Origin of the sequence: Promicromonospora sp. NPDC060271, assembly GCF_042726755.1 — a bacterium.
GTDB lineage: Bacteria > Actinomycetota > Actinomycetes > Actinomycetales > Cellulomonadaceae > Promicromonospora.
Genome location: NZ_JBHXBG010000128.1, coordinates 1 through 16,427, shown reverse-complemented (window position 1 = coordinate 16,427; position 16,427 = coordinate 1). Strand labels below are relative to the sequence as shown.

The window sequence follows — 16,427 nt, the reverse complement described above, 5'->3', positions numbered from 1 at the left end:
GGTGCCGTCCGTGACCGCGTCCTCCAACACCTGGGTGACTAGTTCTCGGGTGTGGGTGCCGTCGGGGTCGTCTACGGGGTCGGGGAAGTCGACCGCCACGCTCTGCACGAACTCCTCCGGGGTCGTGGTGTGACCCGTACGGGTGTCGATCAACCACGCCAACGCATCCGTACGCGTCTCGCTCGTGGGCGCAACCTCCGTCATCACCCTCGCGTGGTCCGCGCCCAGGGTTCCGGCGACCAGGCGCTCCCGCGTCACCGGCAGCGCGGTCGCCAGACGGCGCGCGATCGTCATGTCCTTACCCGCCGTCGACGCGGACACACCTTCGCGCAACCGGAGCCAGGTCGTGAACGCACGGGCCGTGCCACCGGAGCGCCAGGAACCCTCGTTCTCAATCCGGGGCAGCAGCGTGTACCGGACCCCGTCCAGACGGCCGGTGATCCGGCGGATGCGGGTGTGTGCGTCGGCCAGGCGACTGATGCTCGGGGCATCCCACCCGGTCAGGGCCTCCGGAGTGGTCCGGGCGGTGAGGTCATCTATCTCGTTCTCGATCCGGGCCAGCACGTCCTCGATCGAGACCACAGCAGGCAGGCCATCGGGAGCGTTGTTCGTCGTCTGCTCCACGATGCCCACCCCCCGCCCGTTCTGATCGCTCGCCTCTAGCTCTCACTCCTTCACTGCATCTATTATCTCGAACACTCGTACGTTCTGCTGGCCAGATTCCAAATCTGTGGATAACTCTTCAGAGCGCTATGCAGATGCCACGACGGCCGGCTTGAGAACCATCAGCGGTCGGGGCGCGTGCTCACCAAGAGCCTTGCGAGGATCGACCTGGAGAAAGGGGTCGTCCCTGTCCCCGATGGCGCTCGCCTGGCTGCGCGACACCGGGTCATACGGCGAGATGTCCGGCTTCGGCATGGTCGTCGTCGCGCTGTGCCTGACGTCGCGCATGCACGGTGCCAGACCGACTCCGGCGGTAGGTCCTCATCCTTGGCGGTTGCGGACCTGCAGGCCCCGGGATGATGCGCGCTCGGCCTCAGCCGAAGTGCGCCTCGTCGGGCAGGGGTTCACCCCGTTGCGAGAGCTAGCTCACCACAGGGGCGGCGACCAGGACCTGTCGCACGGCCTCGGCGCCGGCGCGGGCTCTGGCAGCGTGTTCCCAGTGCGGGTACCGCACCTCGCTGTCGTCGAGACTGCCCTGCTTGACGGCCAGCGCGAACAGACCAGCCCTCCGCATGATCGGGTTCAGCAGGCCGCGGACCTTGAACTGCCCGACTGCCGCCGCGATCACCCTGTTCGTCTCGTGATACACGTGATGAGCGGCGATCGAGTCCCCCCACGCGGCGAACCAGTCGTCGATAAAGTCCGAGTCGCCTGCCCACAGTCCGTCCGTGATTCCCTCGGTGTCCCAGTCGCCGAGGGAGCCGATCACGAGTCGCGGCAGGTCGGCGTCGGTCATTCCGTTGCGATACCAGTCCTGCACGTCACCCAGCATGTCGGACCCTGAGTCATTGCCGAACGGCGCGAACTCGTCACCCTTGTCGTAGAACTGCTCGGGCGCCACCGCGGCGAACGACGGATGGCTTGTCTCGGGTGTCGGGCCTTCGTACCCCTCCAGGTCGTCCAGCCACAGCTCAAGTCCGGACCGCCATGTCGTCGCCACCGGCGGATCGTCCCACAGGAGCTCAGCCAAGATTCCGACATTTCACCCCTGGGCGCTATCGTTCCCGCGTGAGGGAGAACCCGCGGCCGACACGGCACCTCGAGCAGCTCGAGACAGCGCAGCTCGGCAAGCTCGCCCCAGGTTCGGTGAGCGGGCCGGCCTGGGACCTGGTTGCGCTGCCCGGGCCGCCGGACGGCGGTGTGCCGCACGCATCGGAGGCCGATGTCGCCGCGCACCGACTCCTGGCCCAGCCGGCACCACCCCAACCAGCCGTACCGGCCCCACCAGCCGGACCACCCGTAGCGGCCCCACCACCCGTGCCGATCCCGCCACCGGCCGAGCCGGCCACATCGCCTTCACCGTCCGGCACCGCCCTGCGCAGGCTGACCATGGTCGCGGTCGGCTGCGGGGTGCTCGCGGCCTTCGCGCTGGGCATCGGTGGCCTGACGATGCTGTGGACGGACCGCCCCGCCGACGAGACCACCGGTCCCGTCGAGCGCACGGCCCTCGACCTGCCGCTCGTCCCCGCCGACGGGACCCAGGACGCAGGCGCCGGCGAGGGTGCGGAGACAGGCCCCCGCGGTGCGGACGACGCCGAGGCGGGCGAACCCCGCGAGGACGGCGCGGACGGCGCGGACGCGAACCTCCTGGGGGACGGGACGGTGCCGTCGGGCGACCAGCCCGACGGGCCCGACCAGGGTGGCGAAGGCATGCCGGGCGACGGCACGAGCGCCGGCGGCTCCGGCGGCGACGCCGGTGCAGGTCCAGGCGCGGGAGGCGGTACCGGTCCGGGCGGCGGGGGCACGACGACGCCGACCGGCAGCCCGCCGACTCCGACGTCGGACCCGACCACCGGTCCGACGCAGGAGCCGACCCCGAAGCCCACACCCACGGCGTCCGTCGAGCCGACTCCCGACCCGTCGCCGAGCCCTACCGTGTCGCCCACGACGACGCCGACCGGCGCCCCGGTGTCCCCGGACACCGCGGGCTGACCGGCCGGCCGCGCGTCACACCGCCGCGCGCACCCACGCCGTCGTCGCGCCGGGCAGCACGCCGCCCGGCAGCGGCTCGCTCGTGAGCAGCACCTCGCCGTCCGGCAGCGGCACCGCGTCCGTGCCGAAGTTGGTCATGACGTGCCAGCCGTTCGGGCGCGTGAAGTGCAGGACGTCGGCGCGTCCGGGCACCCACTCGAGCGTCTCGTCGGTCTGCAGCTCGCGGCGCAGCGCGAGCGCCGCGCGGTAGAGCTCCAGCGTCGAACCGGGCGCGCCGTCCTGGGCCTGGACCGACAGCTCGCCGAAGGTCCGGGGCTGCGGTAGGTGCGCACCGCCGTCGCCGAAGCCGAAGGACGTGCCCTCGCGGGTCCACGGCAGCGGCACGCGGCAGCCGTCCCGCCCGACGTCGACGCCGGGGCTGCGGAAGAACGTCGGGTCCTGGCGCTCCGCCGCGGGGATGTCGGCGACCTCCGGCAGGCCGAGCTCCTCGCCCTGGTAGAGGTAGGCGCTGCCCGGCAGGCCCAGCATGAGCAGGGTCGCGGCACGGGCGCGGCGCAGGCCGAGGGCGACGTCGGCGACGGGTTCCGTGCCGCCGGAGAGCAGCCAGTCCCTGCCCTGCTTCGCCGTGCTGCCGTTGCGCGCGGGCAGCGCGTAGCGGGTGGCGTGGCGTACGACGTCGTGGTTCGAGAAGACCCAGGTCGTCGAGGATCCGGACGCGGCGGACAGCGCGAGGTTGTCGGCGATGATCGTCCGGAACTGCCCGGCGTCGAAGTCGGCCTCCAGCAGGTCGAAGTTGAACGCCTGGCCCAGCCCCTCCGCGCTCGCGTACCGGGGGCGCCGCGGGGTCGTGACCCAGGCCTCCGCCACGGCGATGCGCGGCGGCGTGTACTCGTCGAACACCTTGCGCCAGTCGGCGTAGACCTCGTGCACCTCGTCGCGGTCCCAGAGGGGGTGCGCGCCGGGCTCCGTGATGGCGTCGATCTCGGCTTGCGTGGGCAGCGAGTCGCCGAGCTCCTTGGCCAGGGCGTGCGCGACGTCGATGCGGAACCCGTCGACGCCGCGGTCCGACCAGAACCGCAGGGTCCTGCGGAAGTCCTCGCGGACCTCTTCGTTGTCCCAGTTGAAGTCCGGCTGCTCCTTGGCGAACAGGTGCAGGTACCACTGGCCGTCGGGCACGCGCGTCCACGCGAGCCCGCCGAACATGCTCTCCCAGTCGGCCGGGGGCTGGGAACCGTCCGGGCCGAGGCCGTCCCGGAAGACGTAGCGTGCGCGCTCCGGGCTGCCGGGACCGGCGGCCAGCGCCTCCTGGAACCAGACGTGCTGGTCCGAGGAGTGGTTCGGCACGATGTCGACGATCACGCGGATGCCCGCCGCGTGCAGCGCGGCGACCATCTCGTCGAACTCGTCGAGCGTGCCGATCCTGGGGTCGACGTCGCGGTAGTCCGCGACGTCGTACCCGCCGTCGGCCAGCGCCGACGGGTAGAACGGGCTGAGCCAGACCGCGTCGATGCCGAGCCTCTCGAGGTAGGGCACGCGGGAGATGATGCCGCGCAGGTCGCCGATGCCGTCGCCGTTGGCGTCCGCGAAGCTGCGCGGGTAGATCTGGTAGACGGCCGCCTGCCGCCACCAGGTGGGGTCGAGGGGCTGGTGGGTGAGGGGCTGGCGGGGGTCGATGTCGCTGGTCACTGGTGCTGGATCCTTTGCGGTGGGGGACTGGTCCGGTCACTCGTGCGCAGGAATGCCGTGCCCACCAGCGTATGGGTGGGGGCTCGGCGGGGCAGCGTCAGGCGGTCAGGGCGTCGACCGCCGCCGGGGACAGGGCGTGGTCCACCGCCATGGCGCTCGCGCCCAGGACGCCGGCGCCCTCGCGCGCACGGGAGGTGACGATGCGCAGGTGCTGCGTGGCCAGCGGCAGGGACCTGCGGTAGACGGCCTCGCGGATGCCCGCGATGAGGTGCTCGCCTGCGTCGGCCACCACGCCGCCGATCACGATGACCGACGGGTTGAGCACGCTCACGCAGGAGGCCAGCACACCACCGATGTCGCGGCCGGCCTGCCGTACCGCCTGGCTCGCCGCGGCGCCGCGGGAGCGGACCAGCGCGACGACGTCAGCGCTGTCAGCGGCGTCCAGCCCTTGGGCGGCGAGCGCCGTCGCGACCGCCTGGCCGCTCGCCACCGCCTCGAGGCAGCCGGTGTTGCCGCACCGGCAGGGCACGTGGTCGGCGCCCGGGACCGACATGTGCCCGACGTCGCCCGCCGCGCCCTGGGCGCCGCGGCGCAGGGCGCCGTCGGCGATGATGCCGGCGCCGATGCCGGTGGAGACCTTGACGAGCAGCAGGTCGGAGACATCGGACCAGGCGGTCCGGTGCTCGCCGAGCGCCATGATGTTGACGTCGTTGTCGACCAGCACCGCGACCCCGAGCTCGGCGCCGAGGATGCCGGGGACGTCGACGTCGTCCCAGCCGGGCATGATCGGCGGGTTGATCGGCCGCCCCGTCGAGTGCTCCACCGGGCCGGGCAGCCCGATGCCGATGGCGGCCAGGTCGGCGGTGTCCCGGCCGGCGGCGGCGAGCAGGTCGCGGCCGGCCCGCACCACCCAGGGCAGGACGACGTCGGGCCCCGCCGCGATCGAGAGCGGGGCGTCGCTCGCCGCGAGGACCGTTGAGGCGAGGTCGGTGACGGCCAGCCGGGCGTGCGTCGCGCCGAGGTCGACCGCGAGGACCACCCGGGCGCCCGGCTGGAAGGCGAACGTCGCGGGCCGTCTGCCTCCCGTGGATCCTGCCATGCCTGCCGGGGCGATGAGCCCGGCGCTCATGAGCGCGTCGATCCGCGAGGTGATCGTCGACCGGGCCTGGCCCGTGATGGCCACCAGATCGGCGCGGGTGCGGGGTTCGCGGTCGCGCAGCAGCTGGAAGAACTGGCCGGTGCCCAGGGACAGCGGCACGCCCCTCGGAGGATCGTCGATCGGCATGGGCAACCGCCTCCCGGGTGAACTTATGGCTGCGTATCGGCAAAAGATAGCCCATATGCGCCGCCTGTCACAGAAGCCGCGTAAACGACAAGCATCTTTTGCTTGACATAGACCAAAAGGTCCCTACATTGGTGGATATGCGAGCCGATGACGACGCGCACACTCCAGGACCCGACCCGGAAACCGGTCTGGAATCCAGCCCGGAAGACACCCCGGAGGAGACTCCGGGAGCAAGCCCGGATGCACCCGGCCCGGTGCTGCGCCTGCACGGCGTCGGCAAGGAGTTCTTCGGCACCTCGGTGCTGCGGGAGATCGACCTGACCCTGTATCCAGGGCAGGTCCACGCCCTCGTGGGCGAGAACGGCGCCGGCAAGTCGACGGTGATGAAGATCGTCGCAGGCGTCCACCGCCCGGACGCCGGCACCATCGAGCTCGACGGTTCGCCCGTCTCCTTCCCGACGCCGCTCGACGCCCAGCGGGCCGGTGTCGCGACGGTCTTCCAGGAGTTCAACCTGTTGCCGGACCGGTCGGTCGCCGAGAACGTCTACCTCGGCCGGGAGCCAGTCAGGCGCGGCCTGTTCGGCGGCGGGTTCGGCGGCACGGTCGACCGGCGCCGGCTGCACGCCGACACGACCCGCCTCCTCGACGACCTGGGGCTGACGAGCATCACGTCCTGGAACCGGGTCGGCTCCCTGTCCGTGGCGCAGCAGCAGGTCGTCGAGATCGTCAAGGCGGTCTCGTACGACGCCCGGATCATCTCCATGGACGAGCCGACGGCTGCGCTCGCCGACCAGGAGGTCGCGCTGCTCTACGACCTGGTCCGGCGGCTGCGCGACCGGGGTGTCGCGATCCTGTACGTCTCGCACCGGCTCCAGGAGATCTACGACCTGGCCGACACGATCACCGTCCTGAAGGACGGCAACCACGTGCTCACCGCGCCGGCCGCCGAGGTCGGCCCCGACCGGCTCGTGCGCACCATGGTGGGCCGCGACTTCGCCGGCTTCTTCCCGGACAAGCCCGCCGCCACGCGGTCCACCGAGGGATCTACCAAGGGATTCAGCGAGGGATCCAGCGAGGGATCTGGCGGGGGACCCGGCGAGGTGCGCCTGGCGCTCTCGGGCGCGGGCAACTCGATGGTCGACGGCGTGGACCTCGAGGTACGCGCCGGCGAGATCGTCGCACTGGCGGGCCTGCAGGGGTCCGGCCGCACCGAGGTCGCGCAGGGGGTGTTCGGCATCGCGCCGTTCACGCGCGGCAGCATGACCGTCGACGGGCGACCCGCCCGCGTGCGCACGCCGCGGCAGGGCGTACGGCACCGCCTCGCGCTGGTCAGCGAGGACCGGAAGGCCGAGGGACTGGCCCTCGGCCAGTCGGTCCTCGCGAACGCGCGGCTCGTGCTGGATGCCGTCCTGCCCGGTGAGTCGGACCGCCGGGCGCGGCGCATCACCGAGGTGCTGCGGTCGCTTGCCGTGCCCGCCAGCACCGTCGCGGCCGCCAAGGACACCGAGGTGCAGTACCTGTCCGGCGGCAACCAGCAGAAGGTGGTGCTCGCCAAGTGGCTGGTGACGGAGCCGCGGGTGATCGTGCTCGACGAGCCGACGCGCGGGATCGACGTCGGCGCCAAGCGCGCCGTCTACGACCTCATGCGCACGCTGACCGCCGAGGGGACCGCCGTCCTGCTCATCTCGTCCGAGCTGCCGGAGGTGGTGGCGATGGCCGACCGCATCCTCGTGCTGCGCGACGGCCGGATCGCCGGGGAGCTGCCAGGCGGCAGCTCCGAGGAGACCATCATGGCGCTGGCGACGGGGGCGGCATGACGGCCGGCGCGACGACCCGGGCGACGGCCGGCAGGACGGCCGGCACCGCACACCGCCGGCACGTCGGGTCCACCGAGATCGTCTACCTTGCCCTGGCCGGCATCCTCGTGGTCGCCGGCGTGCTCGTGGCGGTCCGCGGCGGCAACCTCTTCGCGCAGGGCAACGTGAGCTACATGCTCACGCAGACGAGCCTGCTCGGGTTCGTCGCCGTCGGGCAGACGCTGGTGATCCTGTGCCGCTCGCTCGACCTGTCGGTGGGATACGTCGTCGCGCTGTGCTCGCTGATCGGGGCGACGACGATGGCGGGCGACCCGGCGCGCGTCTGGCTCGGGGTGGTGGCCGCGCTCGCGGTCGCGGCCGGCGTCGGGCTCGTGAACGGCCTGGTCATCTCGGGCCTGAACGTCAACCCGTTCATCGCGACGCTCGGCACGGGCCTGATCGTCAAGGGCTTCCTCGACACGCGCTTCAAGGGGCCGGAGGGCGAGGTGCCGTTCGCGTTCCAGACGTTCGGGTACACCCGCCTTGGCCCGGTACCCGTCTCGACGATCGTCATGCTGCTCGTCGCCGCGGCGGCGTTCGTCCTGCTCACGCGGACCCGGGCCGGCTATCACATGTTCGCGGTGGGCGGGAACCTCGACGTCGCCCGGCTCTCGGGCGTTCGCACGAGCCGCACCCTCGTCCTGGCGCACGTGCTGTGCTCCCTGTGCGCGGGCATCGCCGGGCTGCTCATCGCCGCCCGGTTCGGCACGGGGAACGCCCTGGTCTACTCCTACGGCCTCGACCTCGACTCGATCGCCGCCGTGGTGCTGGGCGGCACGCTCCTGTTCGGCGGCCGGGGCTCGGTGGTCGGCACGGTCGGCGGGGTCGCGATCCTCGCGGTGCTCGACACCGCGTTCAACGTGCTCGACGTGAACCCGTTCTTCAAGGACGTGCTGCGCGGCGTGATCATCATCGCCGCGGTGGCCCTGTACGCGCGGCGCCAGATCGACCCGGCGAGCCGGCGGGTCCGGTTCGGTGCCAAGGCCTCGGCCGCACGAGGAGGCGACGTCGCATGACCACGGACCTGACCCCGGACGCCGGGAACAGCGCCCGGAACAGCACCGGGAACAGCACCGGGAACGGCACCGGGAACGGCACCGCCCGCAGCGCCGCCCGCCGATGGCGCGAGCAGCTCCTGTCCGGCGGTAGCTGGACCGTGCTCGCGCTGCTCGTGCTCGTCCTCGCCGTGATCGTCGCGATCAACCCGTCCTTCGCGGAGCCGGTGTCGCTCATGGCGTTCGCGAAGAAGGCCGCCCCGCTGGTGGTGCTCGCCGTCGGCCAGTACTTCGTGATCGTCTCCGGTGAGTTCGACCTGTCGGTGGGTTCGCTGGTGGGCGCGCAGGTGGTGATCGCGGCCCGGCTCATGGACGGCGACGAGGCACTGACTTGGCCCGTGGTGGGGCTGATGCTCGTGTTCGGGCTGCTGGTCGGGCTCGTCAACGGCCTGGTGACGACGCTGCTGCGGGTCCCGTCGTTCATCACGACGCTCGGCATGATGCTCGTGCTGTTCGGCGCCATCCGGTTGTGGACGGGCGGCGCGCCGACGGGCGCCCTGAGCGAGGGCTTCCGCGTGCTGGGCCGCAAGGGCTTCCCGGACGTGCCCGGGCAGTTCCAGGTGCCGTACGCGCTGCTGGTGGCGCTCGTCGTCGTCGGCGTCGCGGCGTGGCTGATGCGCCGCCCCTTCGGCCGGTCCCTGATGGCCACCGGCGACAACGCCGTGGCCGCCGCGTACAGCGGCGCCTCGGTGTGGTGGCTGCGCACCCGGGCGTTCCTGCTCTCCTCGTTCCTCGCGACCGTCGCGGCGGTGCTCATCGGCGGGTTCGCCGGGGTCACCGCCCAGGTGGGCCAGGGGCTGGAGTTCATGGCGATCACCGCCGTCGTGCTGGGCGGTGTCGCCCTCGGGGGCGGCCGCGGGACGGTGGTGGCCGCCATGGTCGGCGCGCTCACGCTCGAGGCCCTGTTCACGCTGTTCAACCAGCTCGCCCTGCCGTCGACCATTCGGCCCGCCGTGCAGGGCGTGATCCTCATCGCCGCCGTCGCCTACGCGGCGCGGCGGCGCCGCACCTGAGCTCGAACCCAATCGTTGGACCCGCACTCATCAGACCCGCACTCATCAGACCCGCACTCATCAAAGGGGATGGACATGCGATCGACCCGAGCACTGCTGGCGAGCGCGACGGCGGGAACGCTGCTCCTGCTGACGGCCTGCACCACCGACACCCCGACCGGCGAGGCGCCGTCCACGGAGACGAGCGCGACGCAGGAGGCGCCGGCCGACTCCGGGGCCGAGAGCGAGTGGTTCGTCCAGGCGGACTACGACCGGGAGCTGGCCCAGCGCGACGCCGAGCCGGAGGGCCCGGCCGACCAGCCCTGGCTCCAGGCCATCGAGCCGGAGTGGGTGGACACGGGCGACTTCGCCGGCGAGGACGGTGCCGGTGCGGGCGGGGACAAGACACTCTGCTTCTCCAACGCGTCCGTCTCCAACCCGTGGCGCGTGACCGGCTGGATCACCATGCAGCAGCAGGTCGAGGTGCTGCAGGAGGAGGGCGTGATCGGCGAGTTCCGGGTCTCGGACGCCGCCGACGACGACAACAAGCAGATCTCCGACATCCAGGCGTTCGTCGAGGCCGGCGACTGCGACGCGATAGTCATCTCCCCGTCGACGACGGCGACGCTCACCCCCGCCGTCGAGGCCGCCTGCGAGAGCGGCAAGCCGGTCATCGTGTTCGACCGCGGCGTGAACACCGACTGCATGGTCACGTTCATCCACCCGATCGGCGGCTACGCGTACGGCGCGGTGGGCGCGGAGTTCCTGGTCGAGAACCTGGACCCCGGCTCGACGGTCCTGGCGCTGCGCATCCTGCCCGGGGTAGACGTGCTGGAGCACCGGTGGGCCGCCGCCGACAAGATCTTCTCGGAGAGCGACCTCGAGGTGGTGGGCGTCGAGTTCACCGGCGGTGACGGCGCCAAGATCAAGGACCTCGTCACCCAGTACCTGCAGCGCGGCGAGATCGACGGCATTTGGATGGACGCGGGCGACGGCGCGGTCGCGGCGGTCGAGGCGTTCGAGGACGCCGGCCAGCCGTACCCGGTCTTCGTCGGCGAGGACGAGATGAGCTTCCTGCGCAAGTGGGACGAGACGGGGATGACGGCGATCGGCAACGTCTACTCCAACTTCCAGTGGCGCACCCCGGTCCTCGCCGCGCAGAAGATCTGGGCCGGTGAGGAGGTGCCGTCCGAGTGGGTGCTGCCCCAGGAGCCGGTCACCGACGCCGACCTCGCGGGGTTCCTCGACGCGAACGCGGACATGCCGTCCCTGCACTACGCGAAGTTCGGCGGCGAGGACCTGCCCGGGTACCCCGAGGCCTGGACGGACCGCTAGATGGGTATACAACCGTGGACGGTCCCGGACGGCCCCGCGACCACCTGGCCGATCGGCGTCAACACCTGGGTGTGGACGTCGCCGCTCACCGACCGTTCGCTCGCCGATCTCGCGCCCCGCGTGGCGGACTGGGGGTTCGACGTCCTCGAGCTGCCCGTCGAGCGCCTCGGCGACTGGGAACCGCGCCGCGCGGCGCAGGTCCTCGCGGACAACGGCCTCGGCGCGAGCGTGTCCCTCGTCATGGGCGAGGGTCGCGAGCTCGTCGCGGCCGACGCCGGCACGGTGCGGGCGACGCAGGACTACCTGCGCGAGGTGGTCGACGCCGCGCACACGGTCGGCGCGCGGGTGATCGGCGGCCCCGCGTACGCCTCGGTCGGGCGCACCTGGCGGACGACGCCGCAGGAGCGGGCCGACGCGTGCGCCGAGCTCGCCGAGAACCTCGCGCCGGTGGTCGAGCACGCGATCGCGGCGGGCGTAGTCGTCGGCCTGGAACCGCTCAACCGCTACGAGACGAGCCTGGTCAACACGGTGGACCAGGCGCTGGAGATCGTCGGCCCGCTGCCCGCCGAGGGGATCGGGCTGATGCTCGACGTCTACCACATGAACATCGAGGAGCGGGACCTGCCCGCCGCGGTCGAGCGCGCGGGGGAGCGGATCGCCGCGGTACAGGTCTGCGGCAACGACCGCGGCGCACCCGGCGGCGACGGCATCGACTGGCCGGCGCTGCTCGCCGCGCTGGAGCAGGCCGGGTACGCCGGCCCGCTCGTCATCGAGTCGTTCACCGCCGAGAACGCCACGATCGCCACGGCCGCGTCGATCTGGCGGCCGCTGGCCGCGAGCCAGGACGCGCTGGCGACCGACGGCCTCGCCTACCTGAGAGGACTGATGCCGTGACACAGGTCTGACACGGGTAGGACACCCACGCGTCTGAGTCTGAGCAGGCCTCGCGTCTGGACGAACACAGAGCGCTCGGCGCCGGCACGCCGGGCTGATCAACGAGAAGAACATGCTCCGCCGGGAACCCCCGGTGGGCACGCACGTCGATCTGCCCAGGAGGCAACCCGATGACCGCACCACGACGTCCCCGCTGGGGGAGATCCACCGCGGCGCTCGCCGCCGGAGCACTGGCCCTCACGCTCGCGTCCGTCCCGGCCGCCACCGCCGCCGTCACGGTCGGCGAACCGCAGGGCGGTGAGAAGAAGGCCGCTGAGGAGAAGGCCGCTGCCGGGTCGGCCGAGGTCCAGGCGGAAGTCATGCAAGAGGGCCGAGTCCTCATCTTCACCGCCACCACGCAGTACCGGCACGTGGAGGCGATCACGCAGGGCACCCCGGTGCTCGAGGCGGCGTTCGCCGAGGCGGGCATCGAGTCCGACCACACGGAGGACCCGACGGTCTTCAACGACGCCGACCTGGCGCAGTACGACGCGCTGGTCATGTTCCAGGCGTCCGGCGACCCGTGGAACGCGGAGCAGAAGGCCGCGATGGAGCGGTACCAGCAGGCGGGCGGCGGCATCGTCGCCATCCACAACGCGACGGACATGCGGGGCAGCTACGCCTGGTGGGACGAGATGATCGGGTCGCTGATGCCCGGTCACGCCGCCACCGGGTCGAGCCCCGGCCTGCCCGGGACGGTCCGGGTCGAGGACCGCACGCACCCCTCCACGCAGCACCTGCCGCAGCGCTGGGACCGCGCCGACGAGTGGTACAACTTCTCGACCAACGTGCGCGGTGACGCGCACGTGCTGGCCACCATGGACGAGTCGACCTACGACCCGGGCGGCAACGCCATGGGTTACGACCACCCGATCTCGTGGTGCAAGTACTACGACGGCGGTCGCGCCTGGATGACGGGCATGGGCCACTTCGGCGCGCACTACACGCAGGAGCCCGAGTTCGTGCGGCACATCGTCGGCGGCGTGCAGTGGGCGGCCGGGCTGGCCGCCGGCGACTGCGGCGGCACCGACTGGGGCCAGTTCGAGAAGGTGGCGCTCGACACGAACACGAGCGCGCCGTTCGGGATCGACGTCGCGCCGGACGGCCGGGTCTTCTTCACCGAGCTGGTGCGCGGGCAGATCCGGGTGTTCGACCCCGAGACGCAGACCACGACGACCGCCGTGACGCTCCCGGTCTACTCGGGCGGCGAGGACGGTCTGCTGGGGATAGCGCTCGACGAGGACTTCGCCGACAACGGGTACCTGTACCAGTACTGGTCGCCCGCGAGCGACGACGACACCGACCCCGCGAACTTCCACAACCGGCTGTCCCGGTTCACGGTCACGACGGGCGCCTCGGGGGCGACGACCATCGACCCGGCGTCCGAGAAGGTGCTGCTGGAGGTCCCCGCCCGGCGGCTGCCGGACGAGCCGGGCCACACCGGCGGCGGGGTGATCGTGGACCGCGCGACCGGTGACCTGTACCTCGGCGTCGGCGACGACGTGAACCCGCACTCGGAGCCGTCGGGCGGGTACGCGCCGATCTCCGAGCGGGACGGCACCTTCCACGACGCGCGGGCGACGTCCGCCAACACCAACGACCTGCGCGGCAAGGTGCTGCGGATCCACCCCGAGGACGACGGCACCTACTCGGTCCCCGAGGGCAACCTGTTCCCGGAGTCGGAGGACACGGAGGACAAGACGCTGCCCGAGATCTACGCGATGGGTTTCCGCAACCCGTTCCGGTTCGCCATCGACCCGGCGACGGGCAACCTCGGCGTGGCCGACTACTCGCCCGACAGCAACACCGACAACCTGGCGCAGCGCGGCCCGGCGGGCATCGCGGAGTGGAACCTGATCAAGGAGCCGGGCTTCTTCGGCTGGCCCCTGTGCATGGGGAACAACGAGCCGTTCCGGGACGTCGACTACCGGACCAGCCCCGTCACCGTCGGCGGGTTCTTCGACTGCGCCGCTCCCGTCAACGACTCCGTGCGCAACACGGGCCGCACGAACCTGCCCCCGGCCCAGCCGGCGGACCTCTGGTACGGCTACCAGCGGTCCTCGGTGCCCGGCGGCATCAACCAGGGCGGGGGACTGGCGCCGATGGGTGGCCCGTTCTACGACTTCGACCCGGAGCTCGACTCCGACACCAAGTTCCCCGAGTACTACGAGGGCAAGGCGTTCTTCTACGAGTGGGCGCGCAACCAGGTGTTCACCGTCGAGACCAGGGACCCCGAGGCGGCCCCGGGCCAGACGGACGTCGAGAAGGTCAACCGGTTCCTGCCGGAGGAGGACTTCCTCGCGCCGATCGACGCGAAGTTCGGGCCCGACGGCGCGATGTACGTGCTCGACTGGGGCGGCGGCTTCGGCAGGGACAACCCGAACTCCGGCCTGCACCGGATCGACTACGTGACGGGCTCCCGCTCGCCCGAGGCGCTGCCGACCGCGTCACCGGACTCCGGGACCGCGCCGCTGGAGGTGGAGTTCGACGGGAGGGGCAGCACCGATCCGGAGGGCGAGAACCTCACCTACGCGTGGGACTTCGACGGTGACGGGACCACCGACTCGACCGAACCGACGGCGTCGCACACGTACACGGCGGACGGCGTCTACGACGCGCGGCTCACCGTCACCGACCCGGCGGGCAAGGACGGGACCGCCACGGTGCCGATCACCGTCGGCAACACCCGGCCGGAGGTCGACTTCGGGCTCCCGCCGACGGGCTCGTTCTTCGAGTTCGGCGACACGGTCTCGTGGGACGTCTCGGTGACCGACGCGGAGGACTCGCCGGACGGCTCGGCGATCGACGACGAGCGCGTGGTCATCCAGCCGGCCCTCGGCCATGACGACCACCCGCACCCGGCCGACCCGCAGCACGGCCGCACGGGCTCCGTCACGACGTCGCTGGGCGGCGGGCACGGGGCGGACAACAACGTCTTCTACGTGCTCGACGCGCGCTACGAGGACGACGGCGGCGCCGGCGACATCCCGTCGCTGACCGGCTCGGACACCACCCTGTTGTTCCCCAGGGAGCGGCAGGCCGAGTTCCACACCGACTCGGAGGGCACGACGACGGCGCCGAGCCGGGACGTCGAGGGCGGCGGCTCCGTCCTCGTCGGCGCCGACGGTGACTGGGCGTCCTACGACCCGGTGAACCTCCACCAGATCGACGCCCTGACGCTGCGCGTGGCGTCGGCGTCCGCCGGCACCATCGAGCTGCGGCGGGGTGCCCCCGACGGCGACCTGCTCGGCACCGCGCAGATCGCCGCCACCGGCATCAGCGACTTCCGCGACGTGCGGGTGGACGTCGACGACCCGGGGGAGAGCTTCGAGCTCTTCGTGGTCTTCCCCGGTCCGGGCGAGCGACGGCTCAACTTCGTCGAGGCCGACGGCAAGGGCGCGGCGGAGACCACACGGCCGGAGGTTGCCATCACGGCACCCCAGGGCGGGGTCGAGCTCGAACCCGGCCAGATAGAGGTCACCGCGGACGCGACCGACGCGGAGAACACCATCAGCCAGGTGGAGTTCTTCGCCGACGGCGAGTCGATCGGCGTCGACGAGACCGCGCCCTACGCGACGACGTGGGACGTCGCAGCGGACGGCTACTACGAGCTGACGGCCGTGGCCACCAACGACCGGGAGCTCACGACCACGTCACGGATCGTCGTCGCACAGGTCGGTGACATGTTCGCCGGGATGCGGACCTTCAGCAACGCGGACGGCGAGTTCGAGCAGCTCGCCACGGGGCGGTACGTCATCGAGTCGGGCGGCGCCAACATGTGGCAGGGCGTCGACCAGTACTCGGCGATCTACCGCGAGGGCACCGACCGGCACTGGACCGCCACCGTACGGATCAACAGCCAGGGCAACTCCCACGGCTCCGCCAAGGCAGGGATCATCGTCCGCAACGACGTGACCCAACCGGGCTCGTCGCCGGGCTACGCGGCCCTCGGCATCCGGCCGAGCGGCGGGTTCGAGTGGCTGCGCGGCAACGACGCCGGCCAGCTCGTGACGTCGTCGAGCGGCGGCTCGACGGCGTACCCGGCCTGGGTACGGCTCGTCCGCGACGGCGACCTGTACTCGGCCTACTGGAGCTCCGACGGCAAGACGTTCACGCAGATCGGGGAGCCGGAGGCGCTCGCGGGCGCCGCGGACACCCAGGACGTCGGGCTGTTCGTCACCGCGCACCACGCGTCGAACAGGAGCGCCGTGGAGTTCCAGGACCTCACGTTCGACGACCAGCCGGACCCGCCGCTGATGGAGGTCGCGGCGGCGAGCCGGTGCACCGGCCCGCAGGCTCGCGTGACGGTGAGCGCGACCAACGCGGGCGCCGACCCGGTGCAGGTCGAGCTCAGCACCCCGTACGGGAGCAAGACGTACCGGGACGTGCTGCCGGGGGAGACCGTCTCCCGCCAGTTCGGCTCGGGAGCGCGGGCGATCCAGGCGGGGGCCGTCACGGTCACCGCGGTCAACGGCCCGCACGAGGTGGTCGTGGACGAGGGGTACGACGCCGCGAGCTGCGGCTCGTAGCCCCCGGGGTGAACCTGGGTGGTGGGGGGGCACGCGGTCCCGGCGCCCGGCAAGGCCGGCCAACCGGCCCGCGCGGCCGCGGGGCGCCCGGCCCACCACGG

Annotated in this window: 11 protein-coding genes; 7 read left to right on the top strand and 4 right to left on the bottom strand. The window is 72.0% G+C overall.

The genetic code is table 11. The annotated features are described in order from the left end of the window. Both ACFWE2_RS18310 and ACFWE2_RS18305 read right to left on the bottom strand, forming a co-directional pair. On the bottom strand, window positions 1-624 hold a 624-nt coding region (locus ACFWE2_RS18310; RefSeq protein WP_377225648.1), incomplete at its 3' end, for a DUF222 domain-containing protein. 460 nt (window positions 625-1,084) lie between these two features. After that, window positions 1,085-1,693: a hypothetical protein gene (locus ACFWE2_RS18305; protein ID WP_377225647.1), complete on the bottom strand. Its 609-nt coding sequence runs from the start codon at window positions 1,691-1,693 to the stop codon at window positions 1,085-1,087. 38 nt (window positions 1,694-1,731) lie between these two features. Here ACFWE2_RS18305 and ACFWE2_RS18300 point away from each other — a divergent pair, with 38 nt between their 5' ends. Then, window positions 1,732-2,655, top strand: a complete 924-nt coding sequence (locus tag ACFWE2_RS18300) for a hypothetical protein (protein ID WP_377225646.1) — start codon at window positions 1,732-1,734, stop codon at window positions 2,653-2,655. Window positions 2,656-2,670: 15 nt separating this feature from the next. Here ACFWE2_RS18300 and ACFWE2_RS18295 read toward each other — a convergent pair whose 3' ends face one another. Further along, window positions 2,671-4,341, bottom strand: coding sequence for a glycoside hydrolase family 13 protein (locus ACFWE2_RS18295; protein ID WP_377225645.1), 1,671 nt, complete (start codon window positions 4,339-4,341; stop codon window positions 2,671-2,673). A gap of 97 nt (window positions 4,342-4,438) precedes the next feature. Beyond that, the gene (locus tag ACFWE2_RS18290; protein ID WP_377225644.1) at window positions 4,439-5,626 is read right to left on the bottom strand and encodes an ROK family protein; all 1,188 of its coding nucleotides are present in this window, start codon (window positions 5,624-5,626) and stop codon (window positions 4,439-4,441) included. Window positions 5,627-5,763: 137 nt separating this feature from the next. Between ACFWE2_RS18290 and ACFWE2_RS18285 the strand changes: the two genes are divergently transcribed. From ACFWE2_RS18285 to ACFWE2_RS18260, 6 genes are all read left to right on the top strand, one after another. Further along, window positions 5,764-7,443 carry a sugar ABC transporter ATP-binding protein gene (locus tag ACFWE2_RS18285; protein WP_377225643.1) on the top strand — a complete coding sequence of 560 codons (1,680 nt, stop codon included), beginning with the start codon at window positions 5,764-5,766 and terminating at the stop codon, window positions 7,441-7,443. Next, window positions 7,440-8,498: an ABC transporter permease gene (locus tag ACFWE2_RS18280; RefSeq protein ID WP_377225642.1), complete on the top strand. Its 1,059-nt coding sequence runs from the start codon at window positions 7,440-7,442 to the stop codon at window positions 8,496-8,498. Before ACFWE2_RS18285 ends, ACFWE2_RS18280 begins: the two co-directional genes overlap by 4 nt. After that, entirely contained in the window at window positions 8,495-9,550 is a 1,056-nt protein-coding gene (locus tag ACFWE2_RS18275) for an ABC transporter permease (protein ID WP_377225641.1), read from the top strand. Before ACFWE2_RS18280 ends, ACFWE2_RS18275 begins: the two co-directional genes overlap by 4 nt. 75 nt (window positions 9,551-9,625) lie before the next feature. Beyond that, complete coding sequence (locus ACFWE2_RS18270) at window positions 9,626-10,864, top strand: substrate-binding domain-containing protein (RefSeq protein WP_377225640.1); 1,239 nt, start codon at window positions 9,626-9,628, stop codon at window positions 10,862-10,864. Beyond that, complete coding sequence (locus ACFWE2_RS18265) at window positions 10,865-11,758, top strand: sugar phosphate isomerase/epimerase family protein (RefSeq protein ID WP_377225639.1); 894 nt, start codon at window positions 10,865-10,867, stop codon at window positions 11,756-11,758. A 170-nt stretch (window positions 11,759-11,928) separates the two neighbouring features. Further along, window positions 11,929-16,326 (top strand): ThuA domain-containing protein, encoded by a 4,398-nt coding sequence (locus tag ACFWE2_RS18260; protein WP_377225638.1) that lies wholly within the window; start codon window positions 11,929-11,931, stop codon window positions 16,324-16,326. The last annotated feature ends 101 nt before the right edge of the window (window positions 16,327-16,427 follow it).